Source organism: Flavobacterium sp. TS_SC_5 (genome assembly GCF_056156265.1).
The window spans coordinates 2,874,930-2,891,872 of the sequence record NZ_CM149588.1; the positions used below are offsets into that span (position 1 = coordinate 2,874,930).

At 33.2% G+C, this 16,943-nt stretch carries 14 protein-coding genes and 3 tRNA genes; 9 read left to right on the forward strand and 8 right to left on the reverse strand.

Features of this window, described 5'->3' with window-relative positions; translation table 11 throughout:
• Positions 1–62 precede the first annotated feature (62 nt).
• Positions 63–2,609: an ATP-dependent Clp protease ATP-binding subunit gene (locus AC0J6S_RS12365; protein WP_474954092.1), complete on the reverse strand. Its 2,547-nt coding sequence runs from the start codon at positions 2,607–2,609 to the stop codon at positions 63–65.
• Between the two features lie 255 nt (positions 2,610–2,864).
• On the opposite strand from AC0J6S_RS12365, the gene gyrA reads away from it, so the two are divergent.
• The 3 genes from gyrA (at position 2,865) to AC0J6S_RS12380 (ending at position 8,247) form a co-directional block, all read left to right on the forward strand.
• Positions 2,865–5,513, forward strand: a complete 2,649-nt coding sequence (gene gyrA / locus AC0J6S_RS12370; RefSeq protein ID WP_474954093.1) for a DNA gyrase subunit A — start codon at positions 2,865–2,867, stop codon at positions 5,511–5,513.
• Between the two features lie 47 nt (positions 5,514–5,560).
• The gene (locus AC0J6S_RS12375) at positions 5,561–6,829 is read left to right on the forward strand and encodes a tetratricopeptide repeat protein (RefSeq protein ID WP_474954094.1); all 1,269 of its coding nucleotides are present in this window, start codon (positions 5,561–5,563) and stop codon (positions 6,827–6,829) included.
• 344 nt (positions 6,830–7,173) lie between these two features.
• Complete coding sequence (locus tag AC0J6S_RS12380) at positions 7,174–8,247, forward strand: tetratricopeptide repeat protein (protein WP_474954095.1); 1,074 nt, start codon at positions 7,174–7,176, stop codon at positions 8,245–8,247.
• Positions 8,248–8,272: 25 nt separating this feature from the next.
• Here the strand turns inward: AC0J6S_RS12380 and AC0J6S_RS12385 are convergent, their stop codons facing one another.
• Entirely contained in the window at positions 8,273–9,034 is a 762-nt protein-coding gene (locus AC0J6S_RS12385; protein WP_474954096.1) for a C40 family peptidase, read from the reverse strand.
• Between the two features lie 73 nt (positions 9,035–9,107).
• On the reverse strand, positions 9,108–10,286 hold the full coding sequence (locus tag AC0J6S_RS12390; protein ID WP_474954097.1) for an acetyl-CoA C-acyltransferase: 1,179 nt from the start codon (positions 10,284–10,286) through the stop codon (positions 9,108–9,110).
• Positions 10,287–10,514: 228 nt separating this feature from the next.
• Here AC0J6S_RS12390 and AC0J6S_RS12395 point away from each other — a divergent pair.
• The 4 genes from AC0J6S_RS12395 (at position 10,515) to AC0J6S_RS12410 (ending at position 12,118) form a co-directional block, all read left to right on the forward strand.
• Positions 10,515–10,598 (forward strand) — tRNA-Ser (locus tag AC0J6S_RS12395).
• Positions 10,599–10,617: 19 nt separating this feature from the next.
• A tRNA-Pro gene (locus tag AC0J6S_RS12400) sits at positions 10,618–10,692 on the forward strand.
• Positions 10,693–10,713: 21 nt separating this feature from the next.
• Positions 10,714–10,787, forward strand: a tRNA-Arg gene (locus tag AC0J6S_RS12405).
• A 122-nt stretch (positions 10,788–10,909) separates the two neighbouring features.
• Positions 10,910–12,118 carry a tyrosine-type recombinase/integrase gene (locus tag AC0J6S_RS12410; RefSeq protein WP_474954098.1) on the forward strand — a complete coding sequence of 403 codons (1,209 nt, stop codon included), beginning with the start codon at positions 10,910–10,912 and terminating at the stop codon, positions 12,116–12,118.
• Here the strand turns inward: AC0J6S_RS12410 and AC0J6S_RS12415 are convergent.
• Entirely contained in the window at positions 12,108–12,479 is a 372-nt protein-coding gene (locus AC0J6S_RS12415) for a hypothetical protein (protein WP_474954099.1), read from the reverse strand. The genes AC0J6S_RS12410 and AC0J6S_RS12415 overlap by 11 nt on opposite strands.
• Before the next feature lie 28 nt (positions 12,480–12,507).
• Positions 12,508–12,876, reverse strand: coding sequence for a hypothetical protein (locus tag AC0J6S_RS12420; protein ID WP_474954100.1), 369 nt, complete (start codon positions 12,874–12,876; stop codon positions 12,508–12,510).
• A gap of 152 nt (positions 12,877–13,028) precedes the next feature.
• Here AC0J6S_RS12420 and AC0J6S_RS12425 point away from each other — a divergent pair, with 152 nt between their 5' ends.
• Positions 13,029–13,286: a hypothetical protein gene (locus AC0J6S_RS12425; RefSeq protein ID WP_474954101.1), complete on the forward strand. Its 258-nt coding sequence runs from the start codon at positions 13,029–13,031 to the stop codon at positions 13,284–13,286.
• Between the two features lie 13 nt (positions 13,287–13,299).
• Entirely contained in the window at positions 13,300–13,695 is a 396-nt protein-coding gene (locus AC0J6S_RS12430) for a Fic family protein (RefSeq protein ID WP_474954102.1), read from the forward strand.
• A gap of 270 nt (positions 13,696–13,965) precedes the next feature.
• Here the strand turns inward: AC0J6S_RS12430 and AC0J6S_RS12435 are convergent, their stop codons facing one another.
• The 3 genes from AC0J6S_RS12435 to arsC form a co-directional block, all read right to left on the reverse strand.
• Complete coding sequence (locus AC0J6S_RS12435) at positions 13,966–15,468, reverse strand: outer membrane beta-barrel family protein (RefSeq protein ID WP_474954103.1); 1,503 nt, start codon at positions 15,466–15,468, stop codon at positions 13,966–13,968.
• 236 nt (positions 15,469–15,704) lie between these two features.
• On the reverse strand, positions 15,705–16,418 hold the full coding sequence (locus AC0J6S_RS12440; RefSeq protein WP_474954104.1) for a carboxypeptidase-like regulatory domain-containing protein: 714 nt from the start codon (positions 16,416–16,418) through the stop codon (positions 15,705–15,707).
• A 98-nt stretch (positions 16,419–16,516) separates the two neighbouring features.
• Positions 16,517–16,861: an arsenate reductase (glutaredoxin) gene (gene arsC / locus AC0J6S_RS12445; RefSeq protein ID WP_474954105.1), complete on the reverse strand. Its 345-nt coding sequence runs from the start codon at positions 16,859–16,861 to the stop codon at positions 16,517–16,519.
• Positions 16,862–16,943 lie beyond the last annotated feature (82 nt).

Genomic DNA, 16,943 nt, shown 5'->3' on the forward strand with positions numbered 1-16,943 from the left:
AAGAATAAACCCGTTATGTTATAAAAACGTAACGGGTTTATATCAAGATAATTGTTTAATAATTATGGATTTGTTGGTTCTCCCGCCTTGTGAACTTTTACTGTTAATTCTTGAGCACCTTCTTCTATATCCATGAAAATCTCATCTCCGGAACTAATTTTCGAAGTGATAATTTCTTCGGCGAGCGTATCTTCAACATATTTCTGAATAGCTCTTTTAAGAGGTCTTGCGCCAAATTGTCTATCGAAACCTTTGTCAGCGATAAAAGCTTTAGCTTTGTCAGAAAGATTCAGTTGATAACCCAATTCTGCTACACGAGCAAATAATTTTTTCAATTCGATTTCTATAATAAGATCGATATCATGTTTTTCCAAAGCATTGAAAACAATTACATCATCAATTCGGTTTAGGAATTCAGGAGCAAAAGTTTTTTTCAATGCGTTTTCAATAATACTTTTCGAATTATCGTCAGCCTGAGCTACTTTGGCAGCAGTTCCAAAACCCACTCCTTGTCCAAAATCTTTTAATTGTCTAGCTCCAACATTCGAAGTCATAATAATTATAGTGTTTTTGAAATCAATTTTGCGACCTAAACTGTCAGTCAAATAACCATCATCCAAAACTTGCAATAGCATATTGAAAACATCAGGATGTGCTTTTTCGATCTCATCCAATAATACAACACAATATGGTTTTCTACGAACTTTTTCTGTTAATTGACCACCTTCTTCATATCCTACATATCCCGGAGGCGCTCCAACTAAACGAGAAATCGCAAATTTTTCCATGTATTCACTCATGTCAATACGAATCAATGCATCTTCCGAGTCGAATAATTCTTTGGCTAAAACTTTAGCTAACTGTGTTTTACCAACACCGGTTTGTCCTAAGAAAATAAAAGAACCAATTGGACGATTAGGATCTTTCAATCCAGCACGATTTCTTTGGATAGAACGAGCAATTTTCATTACTGCTTCTTTTTGTCCAATAACTTTCCCTTCAATTAGTTCTGGTAGTTTAGCTAGTTTGTTACTTTCTGTTTGAGCAATACGATTCACGGGAATTCCACTCATCATCGAAACGACATCGGCTACATTATCCTCAGTAACTTCTATTCGGTTATTTTTAGCATCTTCTTCCCATTGTTCTTGGGCGATAGCTAAATCTTTTTCAATACGTTTTTCATCGTCACGAAGTTTTGCAGCCTCTTCGTATTTTTGTTTTTTAACTACAACATTCTTTAATTCACGTACATCCTCTAATTGACGTTCAAGATCTAAAATTTGTTTTGGAACTTCAATATTGGTAATGTGAACTCTAGAACCTGCTTCATCTAATGCATCAATAGCTTTGTCCGGCAAGAAACGTTCCGACATATATCTGTCCGTTAATTTTACACAAGCCTCGATAGCTTCTTGCGAGTAGGTAACGTTATGATGGTCTTCGTATTTGTTTTTAATGTTATTCAAAATAGTAATTGTTTCAGAAACCGATGTAGGTTCCACAATTATTTTTTGAAAACGTCTTTCCAATGCGCCGTCTTTTTCTATGTATTGTCTGTATTCATCTAATGTTGTGGCACCAATACATTGAATCTCTCCACGCGCTAATGCTGGTTTGAACATATTGGATGCATCCAAAGAACCTGTTGCGCCACCGGCACCCACGATAGTGTGAATTTCATCAATGAATAAAATGATATCATCATTTTTTTCCAATTCGTTCATAACTGCTTTCATTCGTTCTTCAAATTGTCCACGGTATTTTGTACCCGCAACAAGACTCGCTAAATCCAAAGTAACGACACGTTTATTAAATAAAGTACGAGATACTTTCTTCTGAATAATTCGCAATGCTAAACCTTCAGCAATAGCTGATTTTCCCACTCCAGGTTCTCCAATAAGTAATGGATTATTCTTTTTTCGACGGCTCAAAATTTGAGAAACACGTTCAATTTCTTTCTCACGTCCTACTACAGGATCCAGTTTTCCTTCTTCGGCCATTTCTGTTAAATCCCTTCCAAAATTATCTAAAACAGGAGTTTTTGATTTTTTGTTGGATTTATTGGCCGGATTGTTGAAAGTTCCTTCTTTCAGACTGTCATCTTGTCCTGAATCGTCATTGTATGATTCGTTTCGGGGCAAATTTTCTATAAAATCTTCTTCGTTTGGAGTCATGTTTAGGTATTGTTCTTTAGCTACATCATAATCAATTTTTAGTTTATTTAGTAGCTTGGTTGTTGGATCGTTTTCGTTTCGTAAAATACACAGTAATAAATGTGCTGTACTGATAGACGAACTTTGAAATACTTTAGCTTCAAGAAAAGTGGTTTTCAATGCTCGTTCTGCTTGTCGTGTCAAGTGTAAGTTTTTCTTTTCAACATTTACCTCTAAGCTTGGGCTTGCTGGGCTTAGGATTTCTACTTTTCTACGTAAGTGATCCAAATCAACATCCAGGTTATTCAATATTTGAATTGCTTTTCCATTTCCGTCCCTTAGAATGCCTAATATTAAGTGTTCCGTTCCTATGAAGTCATGCCCTAAACGCAAAGCTTCTTCTTTGCTGTAAGTAATAACGTCTTTTACTCTTGGTGAAAAATTATCATCCATAATATATATTTGATATCGTAAATTTAGTGAATTAGTGATAGAAAAACAAAAACCATTCCCATAAGAAGTAATGTCAGCTAAGAGACAAAAATAATCATAATATTAAAGTTAATTTTCCCTTAAATTATTAACTAAAAACGAAGTTTAATTTGTTAATAAATCATTGAAATAAGTACTTCGAAATTGGTTTAAAAATTTCAAAAAGGTGTATATTGGCACGTTTGAAACTAATATAATTTTTTAATATAACAACTTATGTCTGAAGGAGAAAAGTTAATTCCTATTAACATTGAAGATGAAATGAAAACAGCTTATATCGATTATTCGATGTCAGTAATTGTATCAAGAGCGCTTCCAGATGTCAGAGATGGCTTGAAACCAGTACATCGAAGAGTACTTTATGGAATGCATGATTTAGGAGTTAACTCTAGATCTGCTCATAAAAAGTCAGCAAGAATTGTCGGGGAAGTTCTTGGAAAATATCACCCTCATGGTGACACCTCTGTTTATGATGCTATGGTTCGTATGGCACAAGAATGGAGTATGCGTTATTTATTGATTGATGGTCAAGGTAATTTTGGTTCTGTAGATGGCGATAGTCCTGCGGCGATGCGTTATACGGAGGCCAGAATGCGTAAGATTTCGGAAGAAATTTTGGCAGATATAGATAAAGAAACAGTTGATTTTAAATTGAATTTTGATGATACTTTAGAGGAACCAACAGTTATGCCAACGCGTGTTCCTACTTTACTGATAAATGGAGCAACAGGAATTGCGGTAGGTATGGCTACTAATATGCCACCTCACAATTTAACGGAGGTAATCAATGGTACGTTAGCCTTCATGGATAATAATGACATTGAGGTTGATGAGTTGATGACGCATATTAAAGCCCCAGATTTCCCAACTGGTGGAATTATATATGGATATGAAGGCGTTCGTGAAGCATTCAAAACAGGTAGAGGGCGTATTGTGATGCGTGCTAAAGTTGGTTTTGAAGAAGTTGATGGTCGTGAGTGCATCATTGTTACCGAAATTCCTTACCAAGTCAACAAAGCCGATATGATTAAGCGTACAGCTGATTTGGTTAATGACAAAAAAATTGATGGCATTGCGAATATCCGTGATGAATCAGATAGAAACGGAATGCGTATCGTTTATATTTTGAAACGTGATGCAACACCAAATGTAGTTTTGAATACACTTTATAAATTTACACAATTACAGTCTTCGTTTAGTGTAAATAACATTGCAATTGTAAAAGGGCGTCCGCAAATGTTGAATCTAAAAGATCTGATTCATTATTTTATCGAACACCGTCATGATGTGGTGACTCGCAGAACGCAATTTGAATTGAAAAAAGCGGAAGCAAGAGCACATATATTAGAAGGGTTGATTATTGCTTCGGATAATATTGATGAAGTAATAGCATTAATCAAAGCTTCAAAAAGTACGGAAGAAGCAAGAGAGAAATTAATCGAAAGATTCAAATTATCCGATATTCAATCTCGTGCTATCGTAGAAATGCGTTTGCGTCAATTAACAGGTCTTGAACAAGATAAGTTAAGAACAGAATACGATGAAATCATGAAGTTAATTGAGCATTTGAAAGCTTTATTAGCCGATGTAAACTTGAGAATCGCCTTGATTAAAGAAGAATTGACTGAAATTCGTGATAAATACGGTGATGAGCGTCGTTCTCAAATTGAGTATTCTGGTGGTGATGTTAGTATCGAAGATTTAATTGCCGATGAAAATGTGGTAATTACCATTTCACATGCAGGCTATATTAAACGTACCAATCTTACTGAATATAAAACTCAGAATAGAGGAGGAGTTGGACAAAAAAGCGCCGGAACAAGAGATCAAGATTTCTTAGAGCATATGTTTGTGGCAACGAATCACCAATATATGATGTTCTTTACCCAAAAAGGAAAATGCTTCTGGATGCGTGTTTATGAAATACCGGAAGGGAGCAAAACTGCTAAAGGTAGAGCAATCCAAAACTTAGTAAATATTGAAAGTGACGATAAAGTAAAAGCATTTATTTGTACTCAAGATTTAAAAAATCAGGAATACATTAAAAGTCACAACCTTATTATGGTTACTAAAAAAGGTCAGGTTAAGAAAACTTCTTTGGAGAAATATTCTAAACCTAGAGTTAATGGTGTTGCTGCAATTACTATTAAGGAAGGCGATGAATTATTAGAAGCTAAATTGACAAACGGAGAAAGTCAAATTATTTTAGCTGTGAAATCTGGAAAATTAGTTCGTTTTGAAGAAACAAAAACACGTCCGATGGGAAGAACAGCTTCCGGAGTTCGTGGAATTACTCTTAAGGATGATACGGACGAAGTTATTGGCATGGTTACTGTAGATAAGGAAAATATTAACGATTCCCAAATTTTAGTAGTAACTGAAAATGGTTATGGAAAGCGTACCAAATTAGTCGATGAAGATGGTGAAGATGTTTATAGAATTACTAATCGTGGAGGAAAGGGTGTTAAAACACTTAATATAACAGAAAAAACCGGAAAACTTATTTCGATAAATGCAGTTACTGACGCTGATGATTTGATGATTATTAATAAATCTGGATTAACAATCAGAATGGCTATTGAAGATTTGCGTGTAATGGGACGTGCTACCCAAGGGGTTAAATTGATAAATCTAAAAGGTAAAGATTCAATTGCTGCTGTTACCAAAGTAATGAAAGACGATGTGGCAGAAGTGGTTGTTGATGAAGACGGAAATATTATTGAATCTGACGCTATCGAAAGAGTGAAACCGGTATTAGAAGTTCTCGAGGACGAAGGTGTAGAAGAGGACGATGATGAAGATGAAACAGAAGAAGATGACACTGAAGATGACACTGAAGAAGACGATTCTGACGACGAAGCTTAATTAAAAAAAGAAGAACAAGAATAATTATTAAACAAACAGAGAATATTATGAAAAGTAAATATGTAGTATTAGCATCAGCGTTATTGATATCAGTAGCTACTTTTGCTCAAAAAGATCAAATTAAAGCAGCTGAAAAGGCGCTTAAAGGTGGGAAATCTCTAGAGGCGGTAACCATTTTGACAGAAGTAGAATCTTTAATAGCTAATGCACCGGATGCTGAGAAAGCACAGTTTTTCTTTATAAAGGGAAATGCTTTATTAGATTTAGCAAACAAAAATGTTGATGCAAACACGAATCTTTCGCTTGCAGCAAAAGCGTATCAAGATTTAATTGCTGCTGAAAAAGCTTCTGGGAAAGTAAAATTCTCGACGCAAGCTGCTACTTCAATTACAGATATTAAATTCAAATTAATTAATAGTGCAATTGCTGATTCAAAAGTGGATAAGCAATTAGATAGTGCTAAAAAATTGTATGATGCTTATTTGTTAGACAAGAAAGACACAATTAATTTGTATTATGCCGCGTCTACTTATGTTAATGCAAAAGAGTATGATAAAGCGCTTGAGTTGTATGATAACTTAAAAACGTTGAACTATTCTGGAAAAGGAACAAGTTATTTTGCTATCAATAAATTAACGACTCAGGAAGATTTTTTTACGACTAGTCAGGAGAGAGATAGAATGGTGAAATTAGGGACGCACGAAAAGCCAAGAACTGAAGTTGTTCCTTCTAAAAGAGGAGAAATTTATAAAAACATGGCTTTAATTTTAGTTGAAAAAGGTAAAACTGAAGAAGCTAAAAAAGCAATTTCTGCAGCAAGATTAGCTAATCCTGAGGATACATCTTTGATATTAACGGAAGCTAATCTTTATTTAGAAACTAAAGATTTTGACATGTATAAAAAATTAGTCGCTGAAGTATTGGAAAAAAACCCAAACGACGTAGAATTAATTTTTAACCTTGGAGTATTAAGTGCTAATACGAAGAACAAAGATGACGCGGAGAAATATTACAAAAAAGTTATTGAAATTAACCCACAATACATCAATGCTTATATCAATCTAGCTGCAATGAAGTTAGAAAATGAAAAAGTTATTATTGATGAAATGAACAAATTGGGGACATCTACAAAGGATATGAAGCGTTATGATGATTTGAAAAAGAAAAGAGAAGAACTTTTTAAAGCAACAATTCCTTATCTTGAAAAAGCGGTTGAATTAGATTTTAAAAACGAAGATGTTGTTAAAACTCTTTTAGGGGTTTATAGTGCTTTAGAAATGACTGCAGAATACAAAGCATTAAAAGCAAAAATGTAAAAAAGTTTACAGATATAGCATAATTGCTTAACAAAAATACTTAAAGACCCTTTCAAAAGTTTATACTTTGAAAGGGTTTTGTTTTTTGTATGATTTTTTTATTTAGTAGGAATAGTAATTAATAAGGAAAAATAATGTAATTTTTTAATTTACTGATAATTAATGTGTTAAAAATGGGTGATTGTTATATTAAATAATTGTCACTATTTTTTTTGTAAAACAAAAATTTAATTATATTTTTAAATTACATTATGTTTAATTTTTAGTAATTAGAATGGACTTTTACCAGTGAAACTCTTAAAATAAAATCAAAATCTAACTTTAAAACCAAAACCAATATTAATATGAAAAAGCATTACTTTTCGATTATCTTCTTATTATTTTTTTCAACAGTAACATTTGCTCAAAAAAATCAAATAAAGGCAGCTGCAATAGAGTATAATAGTGGTAAATTTCAGCAGGCAATAAATATATTAAATGGTGCAGAGTATTTAATTTTTAATGCGGAAGCAGCTGATCAATCGGAATTCTATAACTTAAAAGCTAAAGTTTTAACTGGTTTAGTAGAAAATAATATTGAACCAACTAAAAACGTTGCTCTTACAGTAACTGCTTATCAAGAGTTGATCGCGGCTGAAAAGGCTTCAGAAAAATTTAAATATTCAGTTGCTGCATTAGAATCTATTAAAAAAATACAAAAGGATTTATTTATTAGTGCTCTTTCAGATGCTAAAGCTAAAAGGTTTTTAGAAGGTGCTAATAAAATGCATACTATTTATTTGACTAATAAAAGAGATACAATTAATTTATATTATGCAGCTTCTTATTTTAGAGACGCTAAAGATTATAATCAGGCTTTAAAACTTTATGAGGAGTTGGATATTCTAAAATATTCAGGGAAGGGTTTAGATTATTACGCTGTTAATAAGCAAAATAATGAAGATGAATTATTTAGTTCTGCAGCATCGAGAGATTTATCTATTAAATCAGGAACTCATGTAAAGCCAAGGATGGAAAAATCCCCATCTAAAAAAGTTGAGATATATACAAGTATGGCTTATATGTATCTTGAAAAAGGAGATTTAGAAAGGTCAGAAAAATTTAATAACAAGCTATTAGAGATCGATCCTAAAAACCCTGATTCCTATCTAAATTTAGCCTACTTAAAACTTGATGAGAAAAAAGAGATAATGGATCAGATGAGTAATCTTGGAACATCACCTAGTGATATGAAGGTGTATGAACAGATGATAATTAAAAAGGATAATTTACTTAAAAAAGCTATTTCCTTTTTAGAAAAAGGTAATGTAGAAATTCCCAAGAATCAAGATATTTCTAAACTGCTACTGAATTTATACAGAGCCCTAGATATGACGGCAGAGTATAATTCATTAAAAGCACGTTTAGTAAATTTATAAGTTCAAAAAATATAAAGATGCCGTTTTAAATAATTTTTTTAATCACTCTGAGTTTATGAGTGTGTTTATTTATTTCGGCATTATATATCCCAAGATGATCTAATCTGTCAATTCGAACTTTTCCACTGGCGTGAATAATGTAATTATTTTCCATCATAATTCCAACGTGGGTAATTGCTCCTTCATCATTGTCAAAAAAAGCTAAATCTCCAGGTTCACTTTCTTCAATAAAACTTAAGGCTTCTCCTTGTGTTGATTGTTGGGAAGCATCTCTAAGTAATTTGTAACCATTTAGTTTATATACCATTTGCGTAAATCCGGAACAGTCAATACCAAAAGGTGTTTTTCCTCCCCACAAATAAGGAGCATTCACATACATAAAGGCTGTATTGATTAAGTTGCTTTTAGCTTTTTCACCACTGGTTTTAATTCCTTCAAAATCAAAATTAGCAACATTTATTTCATTGTGATTGATAAATGCTAACGAAGACCCAAGAGGAATTGGCATTAATAAGTTGTTTGGAGCAGTAACATATTCAATCAAATCAGAATTTAAAATGATAGCTTCTGTTGACAATTGCTTAAAGCTGGACTCTGAAATCGGTTGTAACTGTTTAGAGTCTATCCAGCCTTCATAATCATCATATTGCATTCTGATGTAAGACCATTGCTTTAGTTGCTCTAAAATTTCAAAATGTTCACCAAATAAAACTTGAGAAACGATTTCGCTTCTGTCACTGGGTTCAATGCGAAGTGGGATTATGGCTAGATTACAAATTCCGAACATTTAGTTTGATTTAGGAGTTAAGAAAAATGAGTTATAAGTTCGAAAACCTATAACTCATTAAATTTTGTATTAGTTATGCTTTTTCAATAACAATTGCCGAGGCACCACCACCACCATTGCAAATTGCAGCAGCACCGATAGTTCCGTTATTTTGTTCTAAAACATTGATTAATGTAACAATTATTCTTACTCCGGAACAACCAAGAGGATGACCCAAGGATACTGCGCCACCGTTTACATTTACATTGCTGTCATCTAAACCTAAAATTTTTGAATTTGCTAATCCTACAACAGCAAATGCTTCATTGAATTCAAAATAATCAACATCACTAATCGCTATTCCTGCTTTTTCTAATGCTTTAGGAATCGCTTTTGCAGGGCTTGTAGTAAACCATTTTGGCTCCTGCGCCGCATCAGCATATCCGTTGATATACGCCAAAGGCTTTAGTCCTAAAGCAATCGCTTTTTCTTCACTCATTAAGATTACTGCTGCTGCACCATCATTTATTGTTGATGCATTGGCTGCAGTTACAGTTCCATCTTTTGTAAAAACAGCATTCAATGAAGGTATTTTATCTAATTTCACATTAGTGAATTCTTCATCTTTAGAAACGATAATAGGGTCTCCTTTTCTTTGTGGAACAGCAACAGGAACTACTTCATTGTCAAATTTACCAGAATCCCATGCTTTTGCGCTTCGCTCATACGATTGAATTGCAAAGTTATCTTGGTCTTCGCGGGTAAAACTATATTCACTTGCACATAAGTCAGCACACACTCCCATAGCGCTGTTATCGTAGGCATCAGTAAGTCCATCTTTCTGCATTCCGTCAATCATGGTTGCTGGACCAAATTTAGTTCCTGTTCTTAAATTCATATAATGTGGAATTAAACTCATGTTTTCCATTCCACCGGCAACTACAATTTCAGCATCGCCACATTGAATCGCTTGAGCGCCCAACATAACTGCTTTCATTCCTGAAGCGCAAACTTTATTTATTGTTGTACAGGCAACCGTATTTGGTAAACCGGCAAATATAGCAGCTTGTCTGGCAGGAGCTTGTCCTACGCCAGCTTGAACTACGTTACCCATAAATACTTCATCAATTAAATTTGGATCTAATTTTATTCTATCCAAAGCACCTTTAATAGCTACTGCACCTAATCTTGGAGCGGTAACTGTAGATAATCCCCCCATAAAACTTCCGATAGGTGTTCTAACGGCAGAAACGATAACAACTCTTTTGTTCATGACTTTCATAATGTTAGTTTATGTAGCAAATTTAATCTTTTTTAAACAATTTCATATTTTGATGTTCAGATTATCTTTTTTAAATTTATTTTTATTCTATATGTTTGATAGTGAAGTGTTTTTATATTAATGACAAAAAAGATTGAAAAAAAGCATTAAAATAGTTGTGAGAAGTCTAAAGATGTCTTAAGTTTGCAACCGCAAAACAGGACGCGTTTCCTTGAGCTTGGAGGGGTGCCAGAGTGGTAATGGAGCAGTTTGCTAAACTGTCATCGAGCAATCGGTGCCAGGGTTCGAGTCCCTGTCCCTCCGCTTTTATAATTTTTTTTTTCGGGGTGTAGCGTAGCTCGGTTATCGCGCCTGCTTTGGGAGCAGGAGGCCGCAGGTTCGAATCCTGCCACCCCGACTAATTTTTTCCAAGAGCAATGGAGGCATAGCTCAGCTGGATAGAGCACCTGCCTTCTAAGCAGGCGGTCGAAGGTTCGAATCCTTCTGCCTTCACAACAAAACCCACTGTATTCAGTGGGTTTTTTGCGTTTAATGATTTTTGTGTTTTATAATTTCCTACATTTACAACAACAAAACGCGACATTTTGCGACATTTTCACGAACAAATCACGAACATGAAAATTGAAATCAAGCTTATTACTTCCCGAAAAGAATCTATTGAAGGTTTTCCTTTGGTGGTGGAAATTGCGCACCAAAATAAACGGAAATCTAAAACGATTGCTTTTTGTAAAGCTAATCATTTTATCCAGGACGGGAAAACAATTTCAAGTAAGCATCCGGATTATGACGTTTTGGCTCCTATTATAATGGAATTGAAAATTAGAGCACGAAAACTGATTTTGAGTGGCGTTACTGATGTGGAAAAAACGTATCAGGATATGTTTGCCATGGATTTTTCGCAAATTGGTTTTTTGGATTATGCAAGAAAACTGATTAATGAAATGAATAGTGTGGCTGAAAATGTGGGAAAACATAATTTGAAGGCTAAAAATAAGTTGTTGGGGAATATTCGCTGTTATGATAATGTGATCGCGCAATTTGAAAATTTTGGCAAAAATGTGAGTTTGCAAAACTTGGATTATGAAATTTTGATGCGTTTTAAGAATTATAATACTAGTATTGGGAATTCTAAGGCTACAACGCATTTATATTTACGCACTTTGCGTTCGATTTATAATAAAGGAATCCTGATGCATAAGTTTGCGGACCAAAAGCCATTTGCTGGCGTTTTTGAAGGCTTGAAAACCCGAAGTTATGATAGCCAAAAAAAGTATTTGGATCGTGAAACTTTGGTAAACTTGGAAAATTTAGACCTGAAAAATGAAAAACAGAAATATATTGATTTATTCCTGCTGCAGTTTTATTTTGGCGGTTGTGATTTGATTGATTTGTATTACCTCAAAAAACGCCAAATACGCAAAGGTCGTATTGTGTTTGAACGAACCAAAACTAATACCGGAACCCGCATTGATTTAAAAGTGCATCCTAAAGCAAGCGCGCTACTGGCAAAATACCCAAATGATGGCGACTGGCTATTTCCTTGGAAAAAAGAAAACAGCTCTTATTTGACTTTTCGCAGGAATTACCAGCGGGATATTTTATTGGTGCAAACCGCAAATGAACTTGAAGTGTTGCCGGATGGCGGGAATATTGGAATAAAAGTGGCAAGGCATACTTTTGCGAACCTGGCGAAAACCTTAAATATTGATACTGATGTGATCCGGGAACTTATGGGCCACGAACGCGATGATGTAGATAATTATTACAAAGATAAGTATCCTGAAAAAATCAGAGATAAAGCGCTTTTTGATATTATTGGATAAATGGATTTTTTATTTCTCCAGTTTCCAGTGCTGCTTCATAATCAATATATGCTGAAAATCCGTATCCGCTGAAAAGTGCATAAGTTTTAAAACCTCTGGCAGTATTTCCCACTGATTTTATTTTTGAAACTACAACTTTATTATTTGAAATAAAAGCAGCGGCCGATACATTTCCTTGAGTGATGAATGTAAAGTCCTTCCCTAAAGGATAGCCTATGGTGATAGTGTCTCCTATTTTTAAAGTAAAACCATCTTTGGTTTGGTACTCCGTGAATTTTCCTGAATCATTAGTTTTGTTGTAAATTGCTTTTTGAGCAAATCCTGAAAAACTAATGAGTAATAATAGTATAATTTTTTTCATTGTTTTTTTTTCTCTAATGTATAAAAAATTAATATTTAACTGAATTTTCTTCTAAAATCTTTTGAAGTCTTCCAACTTCATTTCTTATATCAAAGATCTCCTTATACATATTTATGATTTGCTGTTGCAATTCAGTTGTTTCCGGAATGGTAATGTATTTCATTTCGGGTTCGTTCGCTGGATTGTTTGGCGTGTCTTCAGATATTTTACTTTTAAAAAAATCAATAATTTGATTCAAAGAGTTTTCCTGTGGACTCTTACTTGTTCCGTTTAAAATTCTTTGAACTCCAGCTTCTGTTAATTTGGTGTTTTTTGATATTGTATTTGCAGAAACTTTTAATTCTTTCTGGGTTTTTAATACAAAGTTCAATTTTTCTTCTTTAGTCAAGTTATACATAATCAGTTATTTAAGGTTAAATATTAAATTATTTTGTATTTTTATCGATACAATATGTATTTATATCGATACTTTATGTACATTTGTCCTGTCAAACAATACAAACCAACCAAACTATTTATTTACAAAGTTTGTCAAGACAATACAAAGATATGAAAAAGATAATACAAATTGATCCTGTTGATGAAGAAATGGAATTACTGGCTAATTCAGTACTTATTTTAAATAATTATAAAAGAGCTGGATTTGTAAAAAGAGAGTCTTTTGTGGAGTTGATTATGGCTGAAGATGTTTCGTATCATACGCTTCAAGGCATGCAAAAACTAAATAATTTTTGGGCTGGTCGTGTGAAAGATAAATTCTTGAATACAGATTTAGTTCGAATTATTGAGAATCTGAAATCTGAATAATCATGGCAGCACCATGTCAGCACAAATTCAAATTGAGCGTAAAACATATTATAGTATTTTAGAAAAAACGCAAAAAGGGGATCTGGATATTACAGATTGGTTAGAATGGTTTTTGAACTGTTTGTTGCGTTCTATGAAGCAAACAGATCAAACTATTGCCATGACTTTAAAACGTGCTCAATTTTGGGAAATTAATCACAATATTGATTTTAATCATCGCCAACAGAAGGTTACTCAAATGTTACTTGATATTTTTTTTGGAAAACTGACCGTTTCTAAATACGCAAAGATAACAGGCGTTTCTACTGATACTGCGTTAAGGGATTTGCAAGATTTAATATCTAAAGGGATTTTAGTGCAAGAAGGGGCAGGAAGAGGTACAAGTTATAAATTAATTGACTTAGTATAAGTGTTTGTTGTTAAGTGTATTAACTGGTTATCTAATATGAACCATAAGCTATGTATCTTATAGCAAAGGCTAGGTTTTGTATCAGACAGTTTACAAAACCAATCAAATGTATTCTATGAATTTAGTTGGTTTTTTTTTAAAACAGATTATTTACTTAACGATATTTAGGATCTGTTCCAAAAGAACGAATAATCCGAATTGCTTAGATGATCTGAAAACAAAAATAATTTATATAGAAAAAGGACCCATTTTCATGAGTCCTTAATTTTATTATCCTTGATAATCTCCTTCATTATCACCTTGATTTCTCTTAGGTTGTTCTCTTTCGTTTTTAGGTTTGTTAAAACGATAGGTAAACGATAAATTAAATTGTCTTACTCTCCATTGCATTTCGCTATAAGAATCAACAGTTCCCGGAAGGAAAGTTTCCATCATTCTTTTTCTTGAATTGAAAACATCACTTACATTAAATGAAAGTGTTCCCTTATCCTTTAAGACGTCTTTACTGAATGCGATGTTTGCAGCAAATATTCCTAAACTTCTTCCTTGCGCGTTATTTTGCGGACCGTTGTACGTTGCATTAGTCTGCCAGTCAATTTTGTAAGGCAGTGTGATTTTTGAAGTTAGTCTTGTAGACCATGAAGTTGCGATGTTGTCAAAATTTTGAACAATTTCAGTATTGTTAAAATCAGTGTAAGTAAAATCTCCTTGCGTTTCGTTTCTGAAGAAATTGAAATTACTGTTTAATTTCCACCATTTGTATGGAGAGTAGTTTAATGTGAATTCAAATCCTGTTCTGTATTCAGTTGCTAAGTTGATAGGAGAACTAATAATAATAGGAATACCATTTACAAAATCTCCCGATTCTCTTCTTGCAAATTGAAAAACATCAGTTGTTTTATTTACGTATAAGGAAGTATTGAAAGTCAATTTCTCCCATCTTTTGATGTAACCAAAGTCAATAGCATCTGAAAATGCTGGATCTAAATCTGGGTTTCCAACAAAAATATTGATGTTACTTGACAAGTTGCTGAACGGATTCAACATTCTTCCTCTTGGTCTTTGAATTCTTCGGCTGTAGCTTACAGAAGCACTACTTTTATCTGAGATCTCATAGGTAAAAAATGCACTTGGGAAAAAGTTATTGTATTTTTTAGTATTAAAATCATTAGTTGCTAATTGATTGATCTCAATATTTGAATCTTCAAAACGCAATCCAAATAAAGCTGAAAGTTTATTGATTTTCAGGCCGTATTGAGTGTAAAGAGCATTTACTTTTTCTTTATATTCCAATGTATTAGTAAAGTTTTCATTGATTACGCCATCATTATCAACTCTGTAATCAGTCAGTAATTCGGAGAAATCACCACGGTAACCTGCTTCGAACTGACTTCCTTTTCCAAAAGGCAGTACATAGTCCATTTGAAGTAAATTTCTGCTCTGATTTTGATTGTTGATGGTTTTGTCAAATTTTACTACACTTGTATTTGTTGCTGTGTCTGTAATTAAAGCGTCATTGATGTCATCATTGGTGGAGAAGGAACCATCAAATGTTAATTTATGACCGTCTTTTTTAAATTTCTTAGTGAAGTTAGTTGTAAATTCTACATTTTCACTGTCGCTATTTTCCAAATTGATTCGGTTACGAGTGTAATCATAATTAAATCCTGCATCATAGTTATTCTGGAAAACGTTATCCACATTGTTACCATTACTTTTTCTGTAGTTAAAAGTATTGGTCCAAGAAACGCTTTCGGTTAAATACCATTCCATTCCAAAGTTTCCATTGTATCCTTTATTGTCTCTTTCGTTTTCTCTCGTTTCATTTACATAATTTCGAGTTGAATTGTCGACATTTAAATATCTTGAATTTGTAAAGGCGTTTCCAGGATTACTGCGGTCATTGTATCCTTGTGTTGTAAAAAGATTGAAGTTCTTGGATTTGTAATTTAAGGTTCCGCTTAAACCAAAATTTTCAGGATATCCGGCAGATGCAATTATTGTTCCGTTTAAACCTTGGTTTTTTCCTTTTTTAATATAATGTTCAATAATCCACCACCACCTTCTGCATCATATCGTGCCGATGGATTAGTGATTACTTCAACTTTTTCAATCGCATCAGCAGGAATCAATCGCAATGCTTCAGCAATATTAATAGCGTTTGAAGGTCTGCCATCAATAAGAACTCTTACATTTTCATTTCCACGAAGGCTTATATTTCCTTCCACATCTACAGCAACAGAAGGAATGTTATCTAAAACATCACTTACAGTTCCACCTTTTACCATTAGATCACTACCTACATTATATACTTTTTTATCTAATTTTATTTCAACTGTCGTTTTTTCGGAACGAATGATAACCTCATTCAATTGATTAGCATCTTCCTCTAAACTGATTAAACCTAAACTGGTAGTTTTTTGAAGATTTTTTAGTTTAAACTCGCTTAATTTAAATGATATAAACTCGATTTTTATGTCGTAAATTCCGGGGTTGACTTCAATATCAAATTCTCCAGTTGCGTTAGTAATTCCACCTGCTACTGGTTTTGGATTATTAGGCACTGAGAAAGTAATTGTTGCGTACTCAAGTGGTTGTTTACTTATTTTTTCCACTACCTTTCCGGTAATTTTGATTTTTGGAACAGCAGGACCTTGTTGGGCAAAACTGAATAAGGTTGTTAAGAAGAGAACAAGAATTAATACGGATTTTATTTTTTTCATTTTTTAAAAAACTTTGGTTATGCCAATTAGATTGTAAAAGTAAGATTTGGTTTAATACTATAAATCACAAATAAATGTTAATTAAAATATGCGAATTTTCATAATATAAACGATTCTACTTTTTCTAAGTCACGTCCTATAATCGCCGATTCCCCAATAACAACGATGGGTCTTTCTATAAGAATTGGGTTATCGACCATTGCTTGAATAATTTCATCCGAATTCATTTTTTTATCTCTAAAAATTTCAATCCAAATTTTTTCTTTTTGGCGAATTAATTCAATAGGTTTTTTGTTCAGTTTTTGAAGGATGGAGGATAATTCTTCAAGAGATGGCGGGTTGGTCAGATAATTAATAACTTCGAACTCTTTTTTAGAATTTTCGAGAAGAGCTAAACAATTTCTTGATTTTCCACAGCGTGAATTATGGTATATTTGTATCATATTTTAATGAAAGTAAGTTAGGATTGAAAAGTATATTAAGTGTAGCAAAAATAACATTTGTTATACTAATTAGGTAAAAATA

Excerpts from the sequence above, each read along its gene's own strand:
- AC0J6S_RS12365 (WP_474954092.1), bottom strand. The coding sequence starts at position 2,609 with ATGGATGATAATTTTTCACCAAGAGTAAAAGACGTTATTACTTACAGC.
- gyrA (WP_474954093.1), top strand. The coding sequence starts at position 2,865 with ATGTCTGAAGGAGAAAAGTTAATTCCTATTAACATTGAAGATGAAATG.
- AC0J6S_RS12375 (WP_474954094.1), top strand. The coding sequence starts at position 5,561 with ATGAAAAGTAAATATGTAGTATTAGCATCAGCGTTATTGATATCAGTA.
- AC0J6S_RS12380 (WP_474954095.1), top strand. The coding sequence starts at position 7,174 with ATGAAAAAGCATTACTTTTCGATTATCTTCTTATTATTTTTTTCAACA.
- AC0J6S_RS12385 (WP_474954096.1), bottom strand. The coding sequence starts at position 9,034 with ATGTTCGGAATTTGTAATCTAGCCATAATCCCACTTCGCATTGAACCC.
- AC0J6S_RS12390 (WP_474954097.1), bottom strand. The coding sequence starts at position 10,286 with ATGAACAAAAGAGTTGTTATCGTTTCTGCCGTTAGAACACCTATCGGA.
- AC0J6S_RS12410 (WP_474954098.1), top strand. The coding sequence starts at position 10,910 with ATGAAAATTGAAATCAAGCTTATTACTTCCCGAAAAGAATCTATTGAA.
- AC0J6S_RS12415 (WP_474954099.1), bottom strand. The coding sequence starts at position 12,479 with ATGAAAAAAATTATACTATTATTACTCATTAGTTTTTCAGGATTTGCT.
- AC0J6S_RS12420 (WP_474954100.1), bottom strand. The coding sequence starts at position 12,876 with ATGTATAACTTGACTAAAGAAGAAAAATTGAACTTTGTATTAAAAACC.
- AC0J6S_RS12425 (WP_474954101.1), top strand. The coding sequence starts at position 13,029 with ATGAAAAAGATAATACAAATTGATCCTGTTGATGAAGAAATGGAATTA.
- AC0J6S_RS12430 (WP_474954102.1), top strand. The coding sequence starts at position 13,300 with ATGTCAGCACAAATTCAAATTGAGCGTAAAACATATTATAGTATTTTA.
- AC0J6S_RS12435 (WP_474954103.1), bottom strand. The coding sequence starts at position 15,468 with ATGGAATGGTATTTAACCGAAAGCGTTTCTTGGACCAATACTTTTAAC.
- AC0J6S_RS12440 (WP_474954104.1), bottom strand. The coding sequence starts at position 16,418 with ATGAAAAAAATAAAATCCGTATTAATTCTTGTTCTCTTCTTAACAACC.
- arsC (WP_474954105.1), bottom strand. The coding sequence starts at position 16,861 with ATGATACAAATATACCATAATTCACGCTGTGGAAAATCAAGAAATTGT.